The organism is Gilliamella sp. B2923 (genome assembly GCF_026536565.1).
Taxonomy (GTDB): domain Bacteria; phylum Pseudomonadota; class Gammaproteobacteria; order Enterobacterales; family Orbaceae; genus Gilliamella.
The window spans coordinates 262,998-286,122 of the sequence record NZ_JAFNNZ010000001.1 but is presented as its reverse complement, the minus strand read 5'-3'; the positions used below and the strand labels follow the sequence as shown (position 1 = coordinate 286,122).

The following is a 23,125-nucleotide window of genomic DNA, read 5'->3' as shown; positions in this document are numbered from 1 at the left end:
AATTATCAAAGATACACTTTAAGTCCTCACAGGAGTGAGAATCCATTTTCTCTTCTTTTTAATAAAAAACATATACAGCTATATTGATTAATCTTTGAAAATATTAATAATATTTGGGTATGGAGGTTATTATGAGTCATATGTGGACATTTCAACGTGTCGGCGGATTAGATCAAGTTGTATTTAAAAATGCTGACGATATTATCAATTTACCTAATTTAGATCCCAAATTATGGGTAGCATTAAGTTGCCCAACAACCGGACTGGATTTTGATGAAAGAACGTTGGCACTATTGGATAGTGATAAGGACGGTCGGATCCGAATTCCCGATATATTAGATGCGATAAGTTGGACACAACAACGCATCGTCTCATTTAAAAGTATTTTAGCATCATCGCAAACCTTACCGATATCGCAAATCGATACATCGAGCGAACAAGGTAAAAAGCTATCGGTTACCGCACACAGTATTTTAGCCAGTTTAGGCAAAAGCCAATCTGACTATTTAACGCAAGAAGATGTGCAACAATCGATCAAGATCAATGCTGGTAAACTGTATAATGGTGATTTAATTTTCCCCCCTTCTGCCGAGTTGTCATCAGAGATGCAAACGTTTATCCAAACAGCGATAAACACCACCGGTGCCAAAAAAGATATGAGCGGGCAAGACGGCATTGATTTGGACATCGCTAAAACGTTTGTTGAAAATTTAGAAACATGGCAAAAGTGGCAAACCGATATTAGTCACACGCAAACGCCATTTGGGGAAAATCAAGCTGAAATATGGAAATTAGTCCAAACCTTAAAACCAAAAATCGATGACTATTTTCTTCGTGTAGCCTTGGCACAATACGCACCACAAGCACAAGGCGCTTTAAACGTGGATGAAAAATATATTGTCCCAACCGAAAACGGCTTATTATCTGATGAAGCCCTTGCTGAGTTACCTTTATCGAAGATTGATACCGTCAGCGCCCTCGATTTAGTGAACGGGCTTAATCCACTTTGGAAAGCAAAAATTAGCCGATTTAAAACGCTTGTTGCATCTGAGTTAGCAAATCCCGATCAGCTTACCCAACAAGAGTGGTTAAATATTCAAAACAGTCTTGAAGCTTACACCAGCTTAATTACCGCTAAACCGGAAATGGCGCAAGCAGATGTTACAACCAAACCAACTTCAAGTTTAGAAGATATCCCAAATCAGTTAATTAACTCTTTGGCATCAAGCGATTTATTAACTGCTTTTGAGCAAATGGTTGAACAAGATAATAAAACCCCTATTTCAGCATCCGATGTGCTTGTTTTAGAAAAGTTAGTGCTTTTTCACAAACACCTTTATCGCTTGCTGGTTAACTTTGCCTCTTTTGCTGATTTCTTTTCGTTAGAAAAAAGAGCGGCTTTCCAACTAGGAAAACTTTATATCGACGGACGCTGTGCAACGCTTTGCGTAGCAGTTGATAATATTGCTAAACATTCCAATATGGCAAATTATTCAGAACTTTGCTTACTCTATTGTGAATGTACCCGACACGATCAAAAACAGCTCATTGCAGCTGCGATGACTGCCGGTCAAGGCGATTTATTAATTGAAGGACGTAATGGCGTATTTATCGATAATAACGGCAATGACTGGGATGCCAATGTTGTGAAGATGATCACTAAACCTATTAGTATTCAACAAGCTATTTGGGCACCTTATCAGCGTATTGGTCGTTTAATTACCGAACAAATTAATAAATGGGCAACCAGTAAAGATGCGGATATCGAAAAATCCAGTGCACAGGTTCTACAATCGCCTGAAAATAAATTTGATATTGGTAAAAGCGTGGGTATTTTTGCGGCTATCGGCTTAGCCATTGGGGCAATTGGTACCGCCTTAGCAACACTGTTTCAAGCGATATTTTCCTTGTCATGGTGGCAATTCCCACTGGTCTTTATCGGGTTATTTCTGATTATTTCGGGGCCTTCGGTTATTTTGGCATGGTTGAAATTAAGACGAAGAACACTTGGTCCACTGCTTGAAGCTTCGGGCTGGGCGATTAACGGACAAGTTAAAATCAACTTCTTACTCGGTAAACTACTGACCAGTAAAGCTGAGCTACCGAAAAATGCTAAACGGAATTTACGTGATCCGTTAAAAAGCCAGAATAAAAAATCGATGATGATACTTTTATGTGCAATCGTATTTGGGATTGGCATTACTGCCGGTTGGTTATGGTATCAAGGTGATTTTCAGCGCTACTTTGAACAGCCACAAGCACAATCAACCCAAAATGGCCAGCAGGAAGAAAATAATCAATATCGATAATGGCTTATACCTCACTTTCGCCGACCTTGCCGGCGAAAGTGATTAACATCAATGTTGATAAACCGGAAAACGATGACAAATCGCTAACACCTTTTGTTTAACTGATTGAATCGCTTGTTCATCATCAATGTTATCTAATACATCACAAATCCAATTAGCCACTTCACGTGCCTGCTCTTCTTTAAATCCTCGGCGAGTGATAGCCGGTGTACCGATACGCACGCCGGATGTGACGAACGGGCTTTGTGGATCTTTAGGCACACTATTTTTATTAACCGTAATATTGGCACTGCCTAAAGCGGCGTCGGCCTCTTTACCGGTAATTTTTTTATCCACTAAATCAATTAAAAATAGATGATTATGTGTCTCGCCGGAAACCACTTTATAACCACGTTTTAAAATCACATCAACCATGGCTTGAGCATTTTTAACCACTTGCTGTTGATAAGCTTGATAAGCCGGCTCCATTGCTTCTTTTAATGCGACCGCTTTGGCTGCAATCACATGCATTAACGGCCCACCTTGAGCGCCCGGGAAGACCGCTGAATTTAATTTCTTATAAAGCTCATCACTGCCACCTTTCGCCAAAATCAGACCACCTCGTGGACCACCAAGCGTTTTATGCGTTGTGGTTGTTACCACATGTGCATGTGGAACAGGGTTAGGATAAACGCCCGCAGCCACTAAACCGGCAACATGCGCCATATCAACAAAAAAATAGGCGCCGACACTATCGGCAATTTCACGCATTCGTTTCCAATCGACGATGCCCGAATAAGCCGAAAATCCACCAATAATCATTTTGGGTTTTGACTCAGCCGCAATTTTCGCTAATTGGTCATAATCAATATGCCCTGTTTCATCCACGCCATAAGCGACAATATTATAAAACTTGCCGGAAAAACTAACCGGAGCACCATGAGTCAAATGCCCGCCTTCGGATAAATTCATTCCAAGTACGGTATCACCAATATTTAATAATGCACTATAGACAGCAAAATTAGCCTGCGATCCGGAATGGGGTTGCACATTCGCATAATCGGCGCCAAATAGCGCTTTGGCTCGTTCAATAGCAAGTTGCTCAACAATATCAACATATTCACAACCACCGTAATAGCGCTTACCTGGATAGCCTTCAGCATATTTGTTAGTTAATTGAGTACCCTGTGCCTGCATCACTCTTGGACTGGTATAGTTTTCGGAGGCAATTAATTCGAGATGATCTTCTTGACGTTGTTCTTCACCCTTAATGGCGTCCCATAATTCCTTATCATAATCGGCAATAGTCATTTCTTTACTAAACATATTGACTCCTTGTTTTTGGATTACATTGACTTTTTGACTTAATTATTGTTTTCAAGTATGGAAAACAGCATAACGAATATCCTTACTTAATCAGCCAACGATTTCAATCCTTTTTTTGAATTATAAAAAATATTTATAGTAAAGCATAAGATCGCAATTATTGTTTTTTAGCCAGTTAATAAAAAATCAAACGACTTGTGAAAGTATCAGGACTAGACAAAAAAACGCTTTTTTTTTAATTAAATTTATTGAATAATATTGGAAATTTGTCTTACCGAGTCTATTAACGCTATGAAAACGATTTGCCGCATAATAAGTTTTATTATTTGTATTTTATTCAGTCAGATAGCTACTGCCTCTTTCCAAAATCTCTGTTTGCTAACCGGGACATTATTAGAAGATCCACAACACGGTATTTTTTCTATTGGCAAAGGCGAACAGGAACATGAAATAAGTATATTTGATATCAAGGTGTTAATTACCAAATCGGAAAAGAGGGGGCGCGCAGATCATGGTTGTTTTTTACCCAATGATAAACCTTACGAGTTAGAAGTAAGATTAGAAAAAGCCTTTCAATTACAAAATTATAAAAAAGGTGATCAGGTCGAATTAATACAATATGAAAGAGATATCGAAGATTGGAAAGATGATAGTAAGGTAGAAACTGAAACATCTTATTTTCTAGCTACAGAAAAATAAAAAGATTAGATTACTCGTATAATTTTCTCAGTATTAAGCTTTGAAAATATTGCGATTCTAAAAATCATCAATAAAACTTATTACGGCATAATATGTTACACCACAGTGTTCGTTTCAAAACATCTTAAAGAAAAGCCGACTAAAGTTACGTCAATTGTATATAAAAATTTATCATCGGTTGAATTTAACTCATTCGCTTCGTAAAATAGGCAAAATTTTATTTTTGGCTGATTATGCAACTTCATTTAGTGGTCAATACGTTTGGTGCTGACCTGCAACGCCGTTATGGCGAAAAAATCTATAAACTCACCTTACATGGCGGTTTTAGCTGTCCTAATCGGGACGGCACTATCGGTGTAGGTGGTTGCACCTTTTGTAATGTCGCATCGATTATTGATGAGTCCATTCAAGTCAAAACCATTACACAGCAACTTGCCCAACAAGCCAACCAGATGAAAAAATCCAAACGCTATCTTGCTTATTTTCAAGCCTATACCAGCACTTATGCCGAGGTTGAAATACTTAAAAATATGTATGAAGAAGCGCTCAATAGCGCCGATATTGTCGGGCTTTGTGTGGGTACTCGTCCGGATTGTGTGCCGGATGAAGCGTTGGATTTACTTGCCAGTTATCATGCCAAAGGCTTCGAAGTTTGGCTTGAGCTTGGCTTACAAACCGCTCACGATAAAACCTTACACGATATTAATCGTGGACATACGTTTGCTGTCTATCATCAAACTGTGCAAAAAGCGCGTAGGCTAGGCATAAAAGTTTGTACTCACTTAATTCTAGGCCTGCCTAAAGAAACCAAACAGGATAATTTAATTACGCTTGATAGCGTATTAAACAGCGGAGTAGATGGTTTAAAACTGCACCCGTTACATATCGTAGAAGGCAGCATCATGGCGAAGGCATGGCGTGCAGGCCGACTTGATATACTTTCTTTAGAGCAGTATGTCGATATCGCTGGCGATATAATCAGACAAACACCCGCCAATATTTTATACCACCGCATCTCCGCCAATGCCCGCAAACCCACCCTACTTGCCCCTGATTGGTGCGAAAACCATTGGCAATCAATGAATGCGGTCGATCACAATTTAAGACAATTTGGTGCGCAAGGTAGTGCAATCAATGATACTTATCACTTCCAATTATAATAACGTATTGAAATAGCTAAACTTAGCTATCAATCATTTATTAACAACTCACTATCATCATTTAAAATAATGTAGATAATTAACAATCAAGATACTACCATTTTGCAGCATATAAGCATTGACGTTGATAATTGATAAAACAATGCAAAGTCAATCGAGTTGCTAAATCAAAAAATCAGTTACTACTAACCTTTTGTTGAAGTAACGATTTATTGATTATCTCTATTTTTGTCGCTCTTTATCCACTTTTTAAAAACATTGACAGGTAATTTTGTTACAGCAAAACCACACAACATAATGATTGTACAAACGATGAAATTAGTTGAAATGATTTTATGCTCATAAATCGATGAAATAAAAATAGCGACAACCGGGAAAATAATGAAAATAAATGACAATACTACCGGACTCATTCGTTTTAATAAAAAGAAATAAGCAATAAAGCCAAATACTGAGGCAAAAATACCGAGATAAATTAATGCTAACCAGCTATTTAACGAGATAGTTTGAAAATTATTCTCTTCAAAAGAAAAACTCAACAAACAAAGTGCGATACCCGCAACGCCTATTGGCAGTGTGTTGAAGGTAAAGACATTTATACCTTCGCCAGCTTTTTTGGCGTAAACATATAAAAAACCATGCATCAATGCCGCTAAAAGTATTGATATTACGCCCCAAAAATCGCTATAGGAAAGAATAAAACCTTCAGAGATTAAAATATACATCAAACACAAAAAACCCACTGTAATTCCAATCACCTGATTTAAATATATTTTATCTTTTAAGATTATCTTAGCGAAAATAATTGAAAAAATCGGCATTGTGCTAAATAACAATGACGTTAAACCTGACGATACATATTGTTCACCAAAACTAATCAAATAATAAGGAATGGTAAAATAAAATAACGTTAAAAGTAGAAAAAAATGGAATGATTTTCGAGGAAACAATATTGGTGATTTAGCAACAATTGTAATTAAAACTAAAAAAGGAAATGCAATAACAAAACGCAAACCAGCAGCTAAAAGTGGATTAACCGTTTCAACAGCAATTTTTATCCCAATCCATGTTGTTCCCCATGTAAAACACACAATCAGAAAGAGAAATAAAATAACATATTTGTTATTAAAAAAATGTCCTTATTCATACTAATCTTCACTTATCCATTAATAAACACCAAGCTCGATAATATAATATAAAATAGATGTTTATGTCAGCTTATAAACATATTGAATAGTTGAATTATATCCGTAATGATAATCTCAGCGATGAATTAAGTTTGTAGTAAAACGCTTTGTAAGGTACTGCGTGGGGGGGTATAGGAAGATTTCGCTCAATATACACCTATTCGGACTCTGACATCGTAATGAAAAAACAACCAAACCCACAGCGTCCGAAACCTGCTGACTAAAAACCTACAACTTTCAATTAAGGTATAAAACCTTGTCAAGAAGTTTCAGAAAATATAGGTGTTTAAGCAAAAAAATAAAGTTTTACCAAAAACTTTCAGAAAACACCTACGTTTTAGTATAAAAACAAAAGTTTTGGATATTTTAAAAATATCCTAAACCCTTATGTAGCCGTAAATATGCTAGATAAAGCTTTTGGTAAGGATGCTGATTTCTAAACGGCTTATGCAGCTTTAAAGACATCGGTATAGATATAACCGGCATTGGTTATTTTCTAAACAGCCTATGCGGCTGCAAAGCATTCGGTATTCGCATGACGGATCGATTAAATTTTCTAAACAGCCTATGCGGCTGCAAAGTATTAGCGGGATAATTGGTAAGTTTGGTCGGTTTTCTAAACAGCCTATGCGGCTGCAAAGTACCCAACTTACTCTTGCTAAAGAATATAGTGTTTCTAAACAGCCTATGCGGCTGCAAAGGAGATCACACTTATCCAGATTATTGGCACCATTTTCTAAACAGCCTATGCGGCTGCAAAGTATGAAAATATACGGAGCATCACCTGATGACTTTTCTAAACAGCCTATGCGGCTGCAAAGCCGCTTAAGCCGTTTATTTTCCAAAAACGACGTTTCTAAACAGCCTATGCGGCTGCAAAGTAGAATCTTACATACTATAAACATCGTTTATAAAAACATAAAGGGCAATTTTAGGTTTAAAAACCCTTTTTTTTAACGCTTTTGCAATATATTGATTTTTAATGGTTTTATTTTTAGCTTAAAAAAAGGGTTAAAAAGTTTGTATCTTAAACTCCATTACTATTTCTAAACGACTTACCATTAACTTTCTCAAAAACAAACAAGTGCACCAGATTGCACCTTCACAAAGCGCCGACAACTGAGAGAGGTTAGCACGCCAAACAGGGATGTTTGGCGAGGCGCTGCTTTGTCCGGAACAAATCAGCGCCGGTGCGTCAAGACCGAACGAAGGCGGAGGGCAGTCGAAGACCGCTTTGGGTGGTGCTGCGAGGGGGTTATTAGGGGGATTTCGCACAAAATCCCCCTAATTCGGACGCTAACACCGAAAAGAAAATATCAACCAATTAACAGCGTCCGAAACCTGCGGATAGGCTGCCCGCCGTCATCACGTAAAACAAATCCAATTAACAGCGTCCGAAACCTGCGGATTAAAAACCCGCAACTTACAAAGAAAGTAAAAACCTCGTCAAAAACCTTCAGAAAATATAGGTGTTTAAGCAAAAAACACAAACTATTGTCAAAAAGTTTCAGAAAACACCCATGTTTTAGTATAAAAACAATAGTTTTAGATATTTCAAAAATATCCTAAACCACTTATGTAGCCGTAAATATGCTAGATAAAGCTTTTGGTAAGGGTTCTGATTTCTAAACAGCTTATGCAGCTTTAAAAGGGTTAAGTATCAATTTCAAAGCGCTGAAGTTTTCTAAACAGCTTATGCAGCTTTAAAGTAATCTTGTTGAGAATTTCTTGCAAGTCGTAATTTCTAAACAGCTTATGCAGCTTTAAAGGGGTGTTCGTTACGCTAATGGTGTGCTGCAGTTTTCTAAACAGCTTATGCAGCTTTAAAGTTTTAGGGAAAAATGGGTGAGGGTGAATTATTTTTCTAAACAGCTTATGCAGCTTTAAAGTCTGCATAGAACCGCATCTACTACTGCGTGCATTTCTAAACAGCTTATGCAGCTTTAAAGCAAAAGAATTTGGGCAAGGTTTATATGATTTATTTCTAAACAGCTTATGCAGCTTTAAAGTAGAAACCTACATACTATAAACATCGTTTATAAAAACACAAAGGGCAATTTTAGGTTTAAAAACCCTTTTTTCTAACGATTTTGCAATATATTGATTTTTAATGTTTTTATTTTTAGCTAAAAAAAAGGGTTTAAAAAGTTTGTATTTTGAACTTCATTACTAATTCTAAACGATTAACCATTACCTCCCCACAAAAACAAACAAATGCACCAGACCGCACCTTCACAAAGCGCCGACAACTGAGTGAGGTTAGCACGCCAAACAGGGATGTTTGGCGAGGCGCTGCTTTGTCCGGAACAAATCAGCGCCGGTGCGTTAAGACCGAACGAAGGCGGAGGGCAGTCGAAGACCGCTTTGGGTGGTGCTGCGAGGGGGTTATTAGGGGGATTTCGCACAAAATCCCCCTAATTCGGACGCTGACATCGAAATGAAAATATCAACCAATTAACAGCGTCCGAAACCTGCGAACTAAAAACCCGCAACTTTCAATTAAAGTATAAAACCTTGTCAAGAACTTTCAGAAAACACCAACGTTTCAGTATGAAAACAAAAAGTTTTAGATATTTCAAAAATATCCAAAATCCCTTATGCAGTTGTAAGGGAGTTGCTCAAGCGTGAGAGAAGGTGTGGGCATTTCTAAACGGCTTATGCAGCCGTGAAGTTGAATTTATTTGGTGGGTTGTCGATGATTTTTTTCTAAACGGCTTATGCAGCCGTGAAGAACCCTTCAAACCCAGATGATTCAAAAGAAAATTTCTAAACGGCTTATGCAGCCGTGAAGCTAAGACCGTGCTCATCAATGAGCTCGTTAATTTTCTAAACGGCTTATGCAGCCGTGAAGTGATAATAGCCATTTACCTGTTTATACTTATTTTTCTAAACGGCTTATGCAGCCGTGAAGTAAAACATAGTTAGTTTGTCCTATCGAGCATATTTCTAAACGGCTTATGCAGCCGTGAAGTAATACCCAGCGGCCAAGTTGTAATTTTCGCCTTTCTAAACGGCTTATGCAGCCGTGAAGTAGAATCTCACATACTATAAACATCGTTTATAAAAACACAAAGGGCAATTTTAGGTTTAAAAACCCTTTTTTCTAACGCTTTCGCAATATATTGATTTTTAATGATTTTATTTTTAGCTAAAAAAAAGGGGTTAAAAAGTTTGTATTTTAAACTCCACGACTATTTCTAAACGACTTACCATTACCTTCCACAAAAACAAACAAATGCCCCAGACCGCACCTTCACAAAGCGCCGACAACTGAGTGAGGTTAGCACGCCAAACAGGGATGTTTGGCGAGGCGCTGCTTTGTCCGGAACAAATCAGCGCCGGTGCGTTAAGACCGAACGAAGGCGGAGGGCAGTCGAAGACCGCTTTGGGTGGTGCTGCGAGGGGGTTATTAGGGGGATTTCGCACCAAATCCCCCTAATTCGGACGCTGACATCAAAATGAAAATATCAACCAATTAACAGCGTCCGAAACCTGCGAACTAAAAACCCGCAACTTTCAATTAAAGTATAAAACCTTGTCAAGAACTTTCAGAAAATATAGGTGTTTAAGCAAAAAACACAAACCCTTGTCAAAAAGTTTCAGAAAACACCCATGTTTCAGTATAAAAACAAAAATTTAAGATATTTTTAAAATATCTAAATCCGCCTAATTCAGACGCAGACACCAAAATGAAAATATCAACCAACTAACAGCGTCCGAAACCTACAAACCAAAAAGCGACAACTTCCAATAAAAGATCAAATCTATTTTTTGTACCTTGCGCAGCAACAAGTATATAATACTCCTTTCACACTTGAGGCAATGTGCATGCAACTAGCTTTTTGTATCTATAAATATTTTCCTTACGGCGGTTTGCAACGTGATTTCTTGCAAATTGCCCGAGCTTGTCACGCTAAAGGGCATAAAGTTCGTGTTTATGTTATGCAGTGGCAAGGCGATAAACCGACAGAGTTTGACATTATTTTAGTCCCGAAAAAGGGGCTATCAAATCATAGCCGGAATCTAGCTTATTACCATTGGGTCGAAGATCATTTACAGACACATCCGGTTGATTGTGTCGTTGGCTTTAATAAAATGCCGGGGTTAGATGTCTATTTTGCCGGCGATACGTGTTTTGCTGAGAAAGTCTCCCACAAAGGCTTTTTTTATAGATTGTCTAAACGCTGTAAACACTATTTGGCATTTGAAGATGCGGTATTTAATCCGCAGCATGACACCAAAATTATGGTGCTAACAAAGCAACAAATTAGCGATTTTGAAAAATATTACCATACTCAAGCATCAAGATTTGTTTTACTGCCACCCGGTATTGCAAAAGATCGGCAATATCATATTGATTCACCCATTAAACGCCAGCAATTTAGGCAAGCCAATCACATTGCGCAAGATGCTTTTGTGATTGTACAAATTGGTTCTGACTTTAAACGAAAAGGCGTTGATCGCACGTTAATTGCGATTGCCGCTTTGCCCGAAGCGTTAAAAAAACAGGTGTGCTATTTGGTTGTCGGGCAAGATAAACCCGACAATTACCAAAAAATGGCGAAACAGCTGGGTATTTTTAATCAAGTCCGTTTTTTCTCAGGGCGGGATGATATCCCCGATTTTCTCTTTAGCGCTGATCTACTACTGCACCCAGCTCGACAAGAAGCCGCTGGTATGGTTTTAATCGAGGCTCTAGCTGCTGGTGTGCCGGTGATTGTAACCGGGATAGCCGGTTATGCTTATCATATTACAGATGCAAATGCAGGTGTGGTACTTAGTGAGCCTTTTGATCAATCAGAATTAAATAGCACACTGGAAAATGCTATCACTAATCAAGCACAGCGAGCTGCATGGCATCATAATGCGATTGAATATGGGCAAAACGCCGATTTATATCACCTTGCTGAGCGTGCTGCCGATATTATATTAGGTTGTCATCATTATGAATGAAATTATACTCAAATCGCCTTTTGAGAATTTATGGAAAGGCAAAGATCCGTTTAGCGAAGTTGAGCAGATTTCCGGTGAAGTTTATCGGGCGGTTAAACAGCGTAAAACGTTAAATTTTAAACTTGATGATGAATCTTACTTTATTAAAATTCACCGTGGCATAACGGTAAAAGAGATCGTCAAAAATTTATTGTCCTTGAGATTACCGGTGTTAGACGCCAAACAAGAATGGACAGCCATTCACCGTTTAGCGCAAGCGGGAGTAAATACCATGGACGGGCGTGCTTTTGGTCGTAAGGGGTTAAACCCACTAACACGGCACTCGTTTATTATTACCAAAGATCTTAACCCGACAGTGAGTTTAGAGGATTTTACTCGCTCTTGGTTAACCACGCCACCTAGCTATCATCTAAAACGTTCTTTAATCATCTATCTGGCAAAAATGACCGCCAAAATGCATGCCGCTGGGGTCAATCACCGTGATTGTTATTTATGCCATTTTTTATTGGATTTACCGTTATTTGAACATCATCAGCAAATTAAATTATCCGTCATTGATCTGCATCGGGCGCAAACCCGAAAACAAGTGCCAATCCGTTGGCGTGATAAAGATTTGATTGGGCTGTATTTTTCATCGACCAAAATCGGGTTAACTAAACGTGATATTTGGCTATTTTTAAAAACTTATTTCAATAAACCATTAAAAACGATTTTGCATGATGAACATAAACTGTTAACAACCGCGGAAAAAAAATCAGCGCGGATTGCAAAACGAACTGAAAAATATCAGCTTTAATAATAAGGAAATCCTATGTTTATTGAACAAATTGAGATTACCGGATTTAGAGGGATTAGTCAGTTATCTTTAACATTTAATCCGGAATCAAGTGTGCTTATTGGTGAAAACCGTTGGGGAAGATCGAGCTTAATTAGCGCTTTAAAGTTGTTATCACTCGATAACAAATTTTATCAATTTGTCGATAGCGATTTTTATCATGATAGAGATGAAAATTATGGCGATAAGATAAATATCGTCGTCACTTATTGCGAATCATATTCAACTGAGCTCGACAGTGAAGTGTATGCCCGCTTACGCCCAATGGCTTTGCCAAACGAATCGGATCATTTGTACCGTCTTTGTTACCAAATTAGCGCTGATAAACAAGATAATGGTATTTTCACTCAGCATCGATTAATCGACCCACACGGCAAGGCATTATCAACTGAACAATCGCAACCATTAATTGCGATTTTAATTAGCCTTAATCCGGTCATGGCGCTGAAAAACTCGATAAATACGGATAATTTACCGATCACCAATCAACCTTTGTCACAATACTATATCGAGCAACTGTCCAATCAGTTAAAAACCCATAGTGCGCAATTGAGTCAAGATGAATTAAGTCGTGGGCTTAATGCTGCTCGTGCGTTATTAGAGTACTATTTTGCCGATTATCAGCATCGTTATCATTACAAACAAGCCAATAAACAAGCCAGTCCACGTATTGAGGACTGGAACTCGCTTGAGCGGATCAACAATATTTTAGATGATCTTGATAACAGCTATTTGCGTAGTGCATTGTTAGGCATATTTGGCTCGATTATTGACGCCAAAGGCAATAATCCTTTGTCACAAAGTGCCGTGCCGATTTTGATACTGGAAGAGCCGGAAAGCCAACTTCATCCGATTATTTTAGCGGTCGGGTTTCGTTTACTTAAAAACTTACCGACGCAAAAGATAATTACCTCTAATTCAAGTGATTTAGTCGCATTATTCCCACTGGAAAATATTTATCGATTGATTCGTATGCCCGATCAAATCGTGACAAAATATATTCCACCTAAATCATTGAGTGTTGACGATAGCCGGCGAATTATGTTCCATATTTTTTACCGTCGAGCCAGTGCGATATTTGCCCGTAGTTGGTTATTAGTTGAAGGTGAAACCGAAGTTTGGTTGTTACGAGAATTAGCCGAGCAAAGTGGCTATCACTTAAGCTCTGAAGGGGTACAATTTATTGAGTTTGCTCAGTGTGGCTTAAAACCGCTGATTAAATATGCCAATAAAATGGGCATCCATTGGTATGTCATCACCGACGGCGATATGGCGGGTAAAAAGTATGCCGATATTGTTAAATCACTGGCACCGCCTGATAAAGATCCGAGTGAGTACCTCACGGTCTTACCGGCACGGGATATTGAGAATTTTCTATTTAAACATGGCTTTAGTCATGTTTATAAACTCGCCGCTTACAATACTGTGCAACATATTGATATGTCAGTACCAAAAATCATTCAAAAAGCAATTCATCGACGTTCAAAACCCGATTTAGCCATAGCGGTTTGTGATGATGCTAAGTCACGGGGAGTGGGTGCCATTCCTCGGTTATTGATTGATACTTTTGCTAAAATTGTAAAATCTTCAATGCAATTAGTGTCAAAATAAGGCAGGATTAATCGGAAATTTAACCTTAATCGGTTAGGTTTGAATTGAGTTTATAAGTTATCTTAACTCAATGTAAAATAGCTTGAACATGCAGGAGATCCCGCCGTCTGTCGCAGCGGGATTTATTATTATCAGTGCTATTTTGTGATTCTTTTGTATTTGGCACGCTTCGGCTCTACTGCTTCTGCGCCTAAAGTGCGTTTTTTCCACTCTTCATATTCGGTAAAATTACCTTCAAAGAACTCAACATGCCCTTCGTCTTGGTAATCGAGAATATGGGTCGCAATGCGGTCTAAGAACCAACGGTCATGCGAAATAACTAATGCACAGCCCGGAAACTCTAATAACGCATTTTCCAACGCTCGCAGTGTTTCGACGTCTAAGTCATTGGTTGGCTCATCGAGTAATAGTACATTACCACCAACTTGAAGTAATTTAGCTAAATGCACCCGACCACGTTCACCACCAGACAATTCACCAACTCTTTTTTGTTGATCGACGCCTTTAAAATTAAAGCGACCAACATAGGCACGGCTTGGGATTTCAAAATTACCAATACGCATAATATCTTGTCCGTTGGATATTTCGTCCCACACGGTCTTTTTATCATCCATACTGTCACGGAACTGATCGACCGATGCCAATTGCACGGTATCTCCTAACGTAATCGTACCGCTATCGGGTTGCTCTTTGCCTGATAACATTCTAAATAGTGTTGATTTACCGGCACCATTTGGACCAATAATCCCGACAATTGCGCCTTTAGGAATACTAAATGAGAGATTATCGATCAACACCCGATCACCATATGACTTCGTTAAGTTATTCACTTCGATCACTTTATCACCTAAACGTGGTCCAGGTGGAATAAATAGTTCATTGGTCTCATTACGTTTTTGGTAATCGTTGCTATTAAGCTCTTCAAAACGGGCTAAACGGGCTTTGCTTTTTGCTTGTCGCCCTTTCGGATTTTGACGTACCCATTCAAGCTCTTTTTCAATCGACTTACGGCGAGCCGATTCGGTTGCCGCTTCTTGCGCTAATCGCTGATCTTTCTGTTCAAGCCAAGAAGAGTAATTACCTTCCCATGGAATACCTTCACCACGGTCTAGCTCTAAAATCCAACCAGCAACATTGTCTAAGAAGTAACGGTCATGGGTTACAGCGACCACCGTGCCTTCATAGTCATGTAAAAAGCGTTCTAACCATGCGACAGATTCAGCATCTAAATGGTTAGTTGGTTCGTCAATTAATAACATGTCCGGTTTTTCCAGCAATAACTGACAAATAGCAACACGACGGCGTTCACCACCGGATAAATTTTCGATTTTTGCATCCCAATCCGGTAGACGCAAGGCGTCAGCTGCTCGCTCTAGTTGGTTATCTAAATTATGCGCATCTTGCGATTGTATGATTGCTTCAAGTTCAGCTTGTTCTTTGGCTAATTTGTCAAAATCAGCATCTGGATCAGCATAAGCCGCATACACTTCATCTAAACGAGCCAATGCTTTTTTGGCATCACCAACGGCTTGCTCAATAGCTTCACGTACAGTTTGCTTAGGATCAAGTTTAGGTTCTTGCGGTAAATAACCTATTTTTATGTCCGGCTGTGGACGAGCTTCACCTTCAATTTCGGTATCCACTCCAGCCATAATTCGTAGTAATGTCGATTTACCTGCCCCATTTAAGCCAAGAACACCAATTTTGGCACCGGGGAAAAAACTTAATGAGATATCTTTTAAAATATAACGTTTAGGAGGAACAATCTTCCCAACACGATTCATGGTATAAACATATTGCGCCATAAAACATCATCCGTTTGTTAAATTAATCATAGCTAAGTTAATTTTACTTGCTATAAAAGTCATGCCGTATATTGTAACGTTTCTGTCAATGGGGTCTAGGGTTATTTGTCGAATTGATTAGATTTATTCACTGTCGGTTTTGTTTTTTACATGCAATTTAATCGGTTTCATATATAATCAATAACCTATTAAATTGACAGTATGAGTGATAAAGACCATTTTAGGAGCAAGTATGAGTAACATCACCGTTCATTGCCATATTGATCGACAATATTTAGTCGATACTTATTACGCGCTGCAAGGTTGTATGGATGATAATTTTACACAAAAATTAGATGATTCAATTGCTGATAATATGCGTAATTTTACCTTCACCTTCGATAATGAAAAAATAGTACGGCTAAATAACGATAAGAACGAAGTCAGTACTTTCTATTACTCAGATCTGTATCAAATACATGAAGCTAAAACTGGGTTATTTTTTTTTAGTAATAAGATTATTTTTGAATTTGTTCGTTATGATCTGTTTCAACCGGATGAGTTAGAGCGCCTAAAAGATTATCTGGCGCCTTATTTGAGCAAAAACCAAGAATCCAAAATAGCAATGATTAATTATCAATTTGACTGTCAACGTGTATATGCGTTTATTTGTCATCAATTTCGAAATTCAAGAAAAAGGATGTTTATTTTATCTACTATCCTTTTATTTTTGAGTTTGTTGCTATTTCCAAAAAATCCTACTTTATCAGTACTAATTTTCATACTGCCTATTTTATTACTTACCTTATTTTTGGCTAATTTTAAAAAACAATCAAAAAAGCAGGTTTTAACATTGAATGAACGCTTTGGCAGTATGACCTGTATTTTTTATGATGATCATCTAACCTTCAGTTACATAAAAAAAGTGGGAGTTTCTAATATCAACTATGCTGAATTTTATAAAATAGAGAAAACATCAAAAGGTTATGTGTTTTTCATACAAGAGAGTTCGGGGTATTACTTTTTTTATAACGAGTTTAGTTTAGAACAACAACAAGCGCTGGAAGAGAAACTGAAACACTATAGCAATTATTCACAGAAGTAATACCATACCCTTATTACTCATCCCACCTAATACGAGGTGGGATGTTAATCAGATTATAAAAAGGTAAAGATTTGATCTTTCGGCAGACGTGATTTTGGACGATGCGCATTACCATCATCTTGAGCACGGTAACCTAATGTTGCAACCACAATGCTTTTCAATCCTTTGCTTTTAAGATCTAAGATTTCATCCATTTTAGCAGAATCGTAACCCTCTATTGCGGTAGAATCAACACCAATTGCCGCTGCAGCAAAAAGCAATTGCCCTAATGCAATATAGGCTTGTTTACCTTCCCAGCACTGTTGTGATTCAGGTGTTTTGCTGTTTAAATTTACAAAATAACGTCGTCCCTGATCTTGAGACGCCTTTAATTCCGCCGAAGGCAAACGACCGTCTTTCTCTTCTTGATTAAGGAGATTAACTAAATGGGCTTCATCCAATGGGGTTTTAATACAAAAAACAATAGTATGTGATGAGCCGGTGACACGTGGTTGATTAAAATCAGCTATTGCCGGCAAAATTTTATTTTTAGCCGCTTCATTATCAATGACATAAAAATGCCACGGTTGAGAGTTAACCGATGACGGACTGTTTCTTAGTACGGTTAACAGTTGTTCTATCACATCTGCCGGGATTTTTTTAGTTGGATCATAATGTTTAGTTGTATAGCGTTTTTGCGAAATATCAACAATATTCATCGTTATGCCCTCGTTAGCATTGATAAGTTATCGATTAATTATAGTAAGAATATACCTTAGCTCAACTTATTAATCTAATAGATTTACTATTACTCATAATAGTCAACTGAAAAAGCAGTTTTACACTAATGGCATCTCATTTTGATTATTCATGATTTTAACAAAATAGCGAAAACATGAGTAAATAATCGTTGACATAACAAACATCATTTGGTAAAAATATCAACAATTAAATCTGTAGTGTTAACTGGAATTAGAGTTTTTATGTTTACTAAATTTTTATCTCTCGACCTCAGCCTCCTCCTCGCATCAATTTGCGCGGATAGCTTGTGTGTGGAGTAAATAAGTAATTTAGTAAACAACTCGACAAAATAAACAAGAACCCGCGCAAAAGTGCGGGTTTTTTGTTTTCATAACTTGAAATACCGAGATAGCGCCAAAATATTAATAAGGAATAAACAATGAGCGATCAAGTCATTATTTTTGATACCACATTACGTGATGGTGAACAAGCTTTACAAGCAAGTTTAAGTGTCAAAGAAAAACTACAAATAGCGCTAGCTTTAGAAAGAATGCGTGTGGATGTGATGGAAGTTGGTTTTCCAATCTCATCACCGGGCGATTTCGAATCAGTCCAAACGATTGCTAAAACGATTAAAGATAGCCGTGTTTGTGCGTTATCTCGCTGTATAGATAAAGATATTGATGTTGCAGCCGAAGCGTTAAAGGTTGCTGACCAATTTCGTATTCATACTTTTATGGCAACATCAACCTTACATGTACAAGATAAATTAAAAATGACATTTGATGATGTCGTTGATAGGGCTGTGCACTGTATTAAACGTGCACGTAATTATACTAATGATGTGGAGTTTTCTTGTGAAGATGCAGGCCGTACCCCAATTGATAACCTATGTCGAATTGTTGAAGCAGCGATTAAAGCCGGGGCAAGTACGATCAATATCCCGGATACTGTCGGTTATACTGTTCCTTATCAATTTGGTGGCATTATTCATACCTTATTTGAACGTGTCCCGAACATTGATAAAGCGATTATCTCTGTTCATTGTCATGATGACTTGGGCATGTCGGTGGCTAACTCGATTAGCGCGATTCAAGAAGGTGCTCGTCAAATTGAAGGGGCGATGAATGGATTAGGTGAACGTGCAGGAAATACCGCTTTAGAAGAAGTGATTATGGCGATCAAAGTGCGCCAAAATATCTTAAATGTTCACACCAATATCAATCATCAGGAAATTTATCGTACCAGTCAAATTGTCAGCCAAATTACCAATATGCCAATACCGGCAAATAAAGCCGTTATTGGCAGTAACGCATTTGCCCACTCCTCTGGGATCCATCAAGACGGCATCTTAAAAAATCGTGAAACTTATGAAATTATGACGCCCGAGTCGATCGGTTTAAATCAGATCCAATTAAACCTAACTTCCCGCTCCGGTCGAGCAGCGGTAAAACATCGCTTAGAAGAGTTAGGTTATCAGGATAATGATTATAACTTAGATCAAGTCTATGAAGCGTTTTTAGCGCTGGCAGACAAAAAAGGACAAGTGTTTGATTACGATCTAGAAGCCTTAATTTTTATTAATCAAATAAAAGATGAAAAAGAGCATTATGTTTTAGACTATTTTAATGTTCAATCCGGCTCGACGGTCGTTTCAACCGCATCGGTCAGTTTAATCATCGGCGATCAAAAATTTTCAGATGCAGCTACCGGTAATGGTCCGGTTGATGCAGTGTATCAAGCCATTAACCGTATCACTGGCGAGCCAATTTCAATTATTAAATATCAATTAGCCTCAAAAGGTCAAGGCGAGAACGCTTTAGGTCAAGTTGATATTGTGGCTGATTATAAAGGCCGTAAATTTCATGGTGTAGGGCTGGCAACCGATATTGTTCATTCATCAGCTTTAGCATTAATCAATGTATTAAATAATGTCTATAGAGCAAATCAAGTTGCGCAAGAAAAACAAAAATTACATCATGATTAAAAACCGAATATTGTTTTGTTCATCGGGAACAAAATAGCAAAATTAAATTAGATTGTTAAGGAATAAGAATATGTCACAAAACTACCATATTGCAGTATTACCAGGTGATGGGATTGGACCAGAAGTGATGAAACAAGCCTATAAAGTGCTTGAAGTGATTCGCCAAAAATATCAGCTTGCTATCACCACCAGTGAGTATGATGTCGGCGGTGCAGCTATCGATATTCATGGTTGCCCGTTACCTAAAGAGACGCTCGAAGGTTGTGAAAAGGCTGATGCGATTCTATTTGGCTCTGTCGGTGGTCCGAAATGGAGCCACTTACCACCCGATGCGCAACCAGAACGAGGCGCATTATTACCACTTCGCAAACACTTTAAATTATTCGCCAACTTGCGTCCTGCTCGCTTATATCAAGGTTTAGAAGAGCTTTGCCCATTGCGTGCAGATATTGCCTCGCGTGGTTTTGATATCTTATGTATGCGTGAATTAACCGGCGGTATCTATTTTGGCTTGCCAAAAGGTCGAGAAGGTAGCGGTGCACAAGAGCGAGCATTTGACACTGAAGTGTATCACCGTTTTGAAATCGAACGTATTGCCAAAATGGGCTTTGAAGCCGCTCGTTTGCGTCGCAAAAAAGTGACCTCAGTTGATAAAGCTAATGTGTTGCAAACCTCAATTTTATGGCGTGAAGTAGTTAGTCAAGTCGCAAAAGATTATCCGGATGTAGCGCTTGAACATATGTATATTGATAATGCCACTATGCAACTGGTTAAAGATCCTTCCCAATTTGATGTCATTTTATGTTCAAATTTATTCGGCGATATTTTATCTGATGAATGCGCCATGATCACCGGTTCAATGGGAATGTTACCTTCGGCAAGTCTTAACGAACAAGGCTTTGGTCTTTATGAGCCGGCTGGCGGCAGTGCACCGGATATCGCCGGTAAAAATATCGCAAATCCAGCAGCGCAAATTTTATCTTTGGCGTTATTAGTTCGTTATAGTTTAAAACGAGACGATATTGCTAACGCTATTGAAATAGCAGTAAATCAGGCATTAGAAAAGGGTTATCGTACAGCAGATCTTGCCCGTAATGTGCAACCTATATCGACTGATGAAATGGGCGATATTATCTGTAAATTTATTTCGTAAACCGTTTTATGTGACCAAGTTGTGTAATTTTGATAGTTGGCAATCGGCCTTAAATACGCAATGTTGGTCACCTTAATCTAAGTAAATTAATACGATAAAACTATGTTTTAAGTACCGGTAGTGACAATAACAAGGAATATGCAATGTCGAAAACACTGTATCAAAAAATATATGATGCACACGTCGTTTATCAAGCGCCGAACGAAACACCGATTTTATATATCGATCGTCATTTAGTGCATGAAGTGACGTCCCCACAAGCTTTTGACGGTTTACGTGCCATGAATCGTAAAGTACGTCAGCCTCACAAAACGTTTGCCACCATGGATCATAATACTTCAACCAAAAGTAATGATTTAGATGCTTGTAGTGAAATGGCTCGCATTCAGTTAACCGAATTGGCAAAAAATGCCGAAGAGTTTGGCGTATCCCTATATGGATTACAAAGCCCATTACGTGGTATTGTGCACGTGGTAGGACCAGAACAAGGTATGACTCTACCCGGTATGACAATTGTTTGTGGCGATTCACATACTGCAACTCATGGCGCATTTGGCGCACTTGCATTTGGTATCGGCACATCGGAAGTGGAACATGTATTAGCTACCCAAACGTTAAAACAGGGGCGAGCTAAAACCATGAAAATTGAAGTTAAAGGTCAGGTTGCCGACGGCATTACCGCTAAGGATATTATTTTAGCAATTATTGGTAAAACAACCAGTGCTGGCGGTACCGGACATGTGGTTGAGTTTTGCGGTGAAGCCATTAAATCTTTATCAATGGAAGGCCGTATGACATTATGTAATATGGCAATTGAAATGGGCGCTAAGGCCGGTCTGGTAGCACCCGATGAAGTCACATTTGAATACCTAAAAGGTCGCCAATTCTCACCAAAAGGGGAGGATTTTGATAAAGCGGTGGCTTATTGGAAAACCTTAAAAACTGATGAAGGGGCGCATTTTGACAGTGTTGTTACCCTTGAGGGCAAAGACATTGCCCCACAAGTGACATGGGGAACAAATCCCGGTCAAGTTACATCGATTGATGCAACGGTACCAAATCCTAATGATTTTGCTGACCCAATTGAAAAACATTCGGCGCAGCGTGCTTTAACCTATATGGGATTATCTGCCGGTACTAAAATGAGTGATATTAAGATCAATAAAGTCTTTATTGGATCATGTACCAATTCACGTATAGAAGATTTGCGTGCAGCAGCCAAAATTGCTAAGGGGCGTAAAGTCGCCGAAGGCGTACAAGCACTAGTCGTTCCGGGTTCCGGCCCAGTAAAACAACAAGCGGAAGCGGAAGGGTTAGATAAAATTTTTATTGATGCCGGTTTTGAATGGCGATTACCGGGCTGCTCAATGTGTCTGGCGATGAATGATGACAAATTAGCACCGGGCGATCGCTGTGCCTCTACCAGTAATCGTAATTTTGAAGGACGACAAGGTCGTGATGCTCGCACCCATTTAGTCAGTCCGGCCATGGCTGCCGCTGCTGCCATTACCGGGCATTTTACTGATATTCGCAAACCATTTTAAGGAGACTGGTCATGGCTAAATTTACAAAACATACAGGACTGGTCGTTCCTTTAGATGCGGCTAATGTTGATACCGATGCCATTATCCCAAAACAATTTTTACAAAAAGTAACTCGCACCGGCTTTGGTAAACACGCTTTTCATGAATGGCGTTTTTTAGATGACCTAGGCGAACAACCTAACCCCGATTTCGTTTTAAATAAGCCCCGTTATAAAGGCGCCAGTATTTTATTAGCACGTGAAAATTTTGGTTGCGGTTCATCTCGTGAGCATGCACCATGGGCGTTAGCAGATTATGGGTTTAAAACGATTATAGGATCGAGTTTTGCCGATATTTTTTATAACAACTCGTTTAACAATCAATTATTGTTAGTCAATCTTTCAGAGGAAGACATTGATGAACTTTTCAAAATTGTTGAAGCCAATGAAGGAATCGAATTTACAATCGATCTGGTTAACGAAGTTGTGATTGCAGGCGATAAGCAATATTCATTTAAAATTGATGCATTTAAACGCCATTGTTTGTTAAATGGATTAGATAATATTGGTTTAACGCTACAGCATGAAGATGCCATTAGTGCATTTGAACATAACATCCCCTCTTTTTTAGCATAAGTGCTTAATTAAGATATCATCGCTTACTATTATTTAAGTGATGATATCTCACCTTTTTTCCACATCAGTTCTTCAGTTTAACTTCTATCTGATAACCACTTCAAGATATACTACCACCACTGGCTTTTAGATCAGAAAAATACAAATATTAACTGTTTA

General features: G+C 38.4%; 17 protein-coding genes and 3 CRISPR repeat arrays. Of the genes, 13 read left to right on the top strand and 4 right to left on the bottom strand.

The features are described from left to right. Positions 1-131 precede the first annotated feature (131 nt). A complete protein-coding gene (locus tag J3U42_RS01225) occupies positions 132-2,309 on the top strand; it encodes a phage holin family protein (RefSeq protein ID WP_267335093.1) in 2,178 nt (725 codons plus the stop codon). Positions 2,310-2,357: 48 nt separating this feature from the next. Here the strand turns inward: J3U42_RS01225 and glyA are convergent, their stop codons facing one another. Then, on the bottom strand, positions 2,358-3,614 hold the full coding sequence (glyA, locus tag J3U42_RS01220; protein WP_267335091.1) for a serine hydroxymethyltransferase: 1,257 nt from the start codon (positions 3,612-3,614) through the stop codon (positions 2,358-2,360). A gap of 291 nt (positions 3,615-3,905) precedes the next feature. Between glyA and J3U42_RS01215 the strand changes: the two genes are divergently transcribed. Continuing rightward, complete coding sequence (locus tag J3U42_RS01215; protein WP_267335089.1) at positions 3,906-4,313, top strand: hypothetical protein; 408 nt, start codon at positions 3,906-3,908, stop codon at positions 4,311-4,313. 233 nt (positions 4,314-4,546) lie between these two features. Then, entirely contained in the window at positions 4,547-5,473 is a 927-nt protein-coding gene (locus J3U42_RS01210) for a TIGR01212 family radical SAM protein (protein ID WP_267335087.1), read from the top strand. Positions 5,474-5,682: 209 nt separating this feature from the next. On the opposite strand, the gene J3U42_RS01205 is transcribed toward J3U42_RS01210, so the two are convergent. Then, a complete protein-coding gene (locus J3U42_RS01205; RefSeq protein ID WP_416380429.1) occupies positions 5,683-6,585 on the bottom strand; it encodes a DMT family transporter in 903 nt (300 codons plus the stop codon). Positions 6,586-7,093: 508 nt separating this feature from the next. Then, a CRISPR array of direct repeats spans positions 7,094-7,541; the repeat unit is 28 nt. Positions 7,542-8,281: 740 nt separating this feature from the next. Next, positions 8,282-8,669: direct repeats of the CRISPR family, unit length 28 nt; unit sequence TTTCTAAACAGCTTATGCAGCTTTAAAG. A gap of 244 nt (positions 8,670-8,913) precedes the next feature. On the opposite strand from J3U42_RS01205, the gene J3U42_RS01200 reads away from it, so the two are divergent. The 5 genes from J3U42_RS01200 (at position 8,914) to J3U42_RS01180 (ending at position 14,059) form a co-directional block, all read left to right on the top strand. Then, positions 8,914-9,078: a hypothetical protein gene (locus J3U42_RS01200; protein WP_267335085.1), complete on the top strand. Its 165-nt coding sequence runs from the start codon at positions 8,914-8,916 to the stop codon at positions 9,076-9,078. A gap of 224 nt (positions 9,079-9,302) precedes the next feature. Then, a CRISPR array of direct repeats spans positions 9,303-9,691; the repeat unit is 28 nt. A gap of 243 nt (positions 9,692-9,934) precedes the next feature. Continuing rightward, a complete protein-coding gene (locus tag J3U42_RS01195) occupies positions 9,935-10,099 on the top strand; it encodes a hypothetical protein (protein ID WP_267335085.1) in 165 nt (54 codons plus the stop codon). 389 nt (positions 10,100-10,488) lie between these two features. After that, the gene (locus tag J3U42_RS01190) at positions 10,489-11,613 is read left to right on the top strand and encodes a glycosyltransferase family 4 protein (RefSeq protein WP_267335083.1); all 1,125 of its coding nucleotides are present in this window, start codon (positions 10,489-10,491) and stop codon (positions 11,611-11,613) included. Further along, positions 11,606-12,409: a lipopolysaccharide core heptose(I) kinase RfaP gene (gene rfaP, locus J3U42_RS01185; protein ID WP_267335082.1), complete on the top strand. Its 804-nt coding sequence runs from the start codon at positions 11,606-11,608 to the stop codon at positions 12,407-12,409. Before J3U42_RS01190 ends, rfaP begins: the two co-directional genes overlap by 8 nt. A gap of 15 nt (positions 12,410-12,424) precedes the next feature. Beyond that, the gene (locus tag J3U42_RS01180; protein ID WP_267335081.1) at positions 12,425-14,059 is read left to right on the top strand and encodes a DUF2813 domain-containing protein; all 1,635 of its coding nucleotides are present in this window, start codon (positions 12,425-12,427) and stop codon (positions 14,057-14,059) included. A 137-nt stretch (positions 14,060-14,196) separates the two neighbouring features. On the opposite strand, the gene ettA is transcribed toward J3U42_RS01180, so the two are convergent. Continuing rightward, positions 14,197-15,864 carry an energy-dependent translational throttle protein EttA gene (ettA, locus tag J3U42_RS01175; RefSeq protein ID WP_267329972.1) on the bottom strand — a complete coding sequence of 556 codons (1,668 nt, stop codon included), beginning with the start codon at positions 15,862-15,864 and terminating at the stop codon, positions 14,197-14,199. A gap of 232 nt (positions 15,865-16,096) precedes the next feature. On the opposite strand from ettA, the gene J3U42_RS01170 reads away from it, so the two are divergent. Continuing rightward, complete coding sequence (locus J3U42_RS01170) at positions 16,097-16,948, top strand: YcxB family protein (protein WP_267335080.1); 852 nt, start codon at positions 16,097-16,099, stop codon at positions 16,946-16,948. Between the two features lie 53 nt (positions 16,949-17,001). Here the strand turns inward: J3U42_RS01170 and nfsB are convergent, their stop codons facing one another. Beyond that, a complete protein-coding gene (gene nfsB, locus J3U42_RS01165; protein WP_220217952.1) occupies positions 17,002-17,646 on the bottom strand; it encodes an oxygen-insensitive NAD(P)H nitroreductase in 645 nt (214 codons plus the stop codon). Positions 17,647-18,107: 461 nt separating this feature from the next. Here nfsB and leuA point away from each other — a divergent pair, with 461 nt between their 5' ends. The 4 genes from leuA (at position 18,108) to leuD (ending at position 22,966) form a co-directional block, all read left to right on the top strand. Next, complete coding sequence (gene leuA / locus J3U42_RS01160; protein WP_220217953.1) at positions 18,108-19,655, top strand: 2-isopropylmalate synthase; 1,548 nt, start codon at positions 18,108-18,110, stop codon at positions 19,653-19,655. A gap of 70 nt (positions 19,656-19,725) precedes the next feature. After that, on the top strand, positions 19,726-20,808 hold the full coding sequence (leuB, locus tag J3U42_RS01155; protein WP_267335079.1) for a 3-isopropylmalate dehydrogenase: 1,083 nt from the start codon (positions 19,726-19,728) through the stop codon (positions 20,806-20,808). 143 nt (positions 20,809-20,951) lie between these two features. Further along, a complete protein-coding gene (leuC, locus tag J3U42_RS01150) occupies positions 20,952-22,352 on the top strand; it encodes a 3-isopropylmalate dehydratase large subunit (protein ID WP_267335077.1) in 1,401 nt (466 codons plus the stop codon). An 11-nt stretch (positions 22,353-22,363) separates the two neighbouring features. Beyond that, a complete protein-coding gene (gene leuD, locus J3U42_RS01145; protein WP_267335075.1) occupies positions 22,364-22,966 on the top strand; it encodes a 3-isopropylmalate dehydratase small subunit in 603 nt (200 codons plus the stop codon). Positions 22,967-23,125 lie beyond the last annotated feature (159 nt).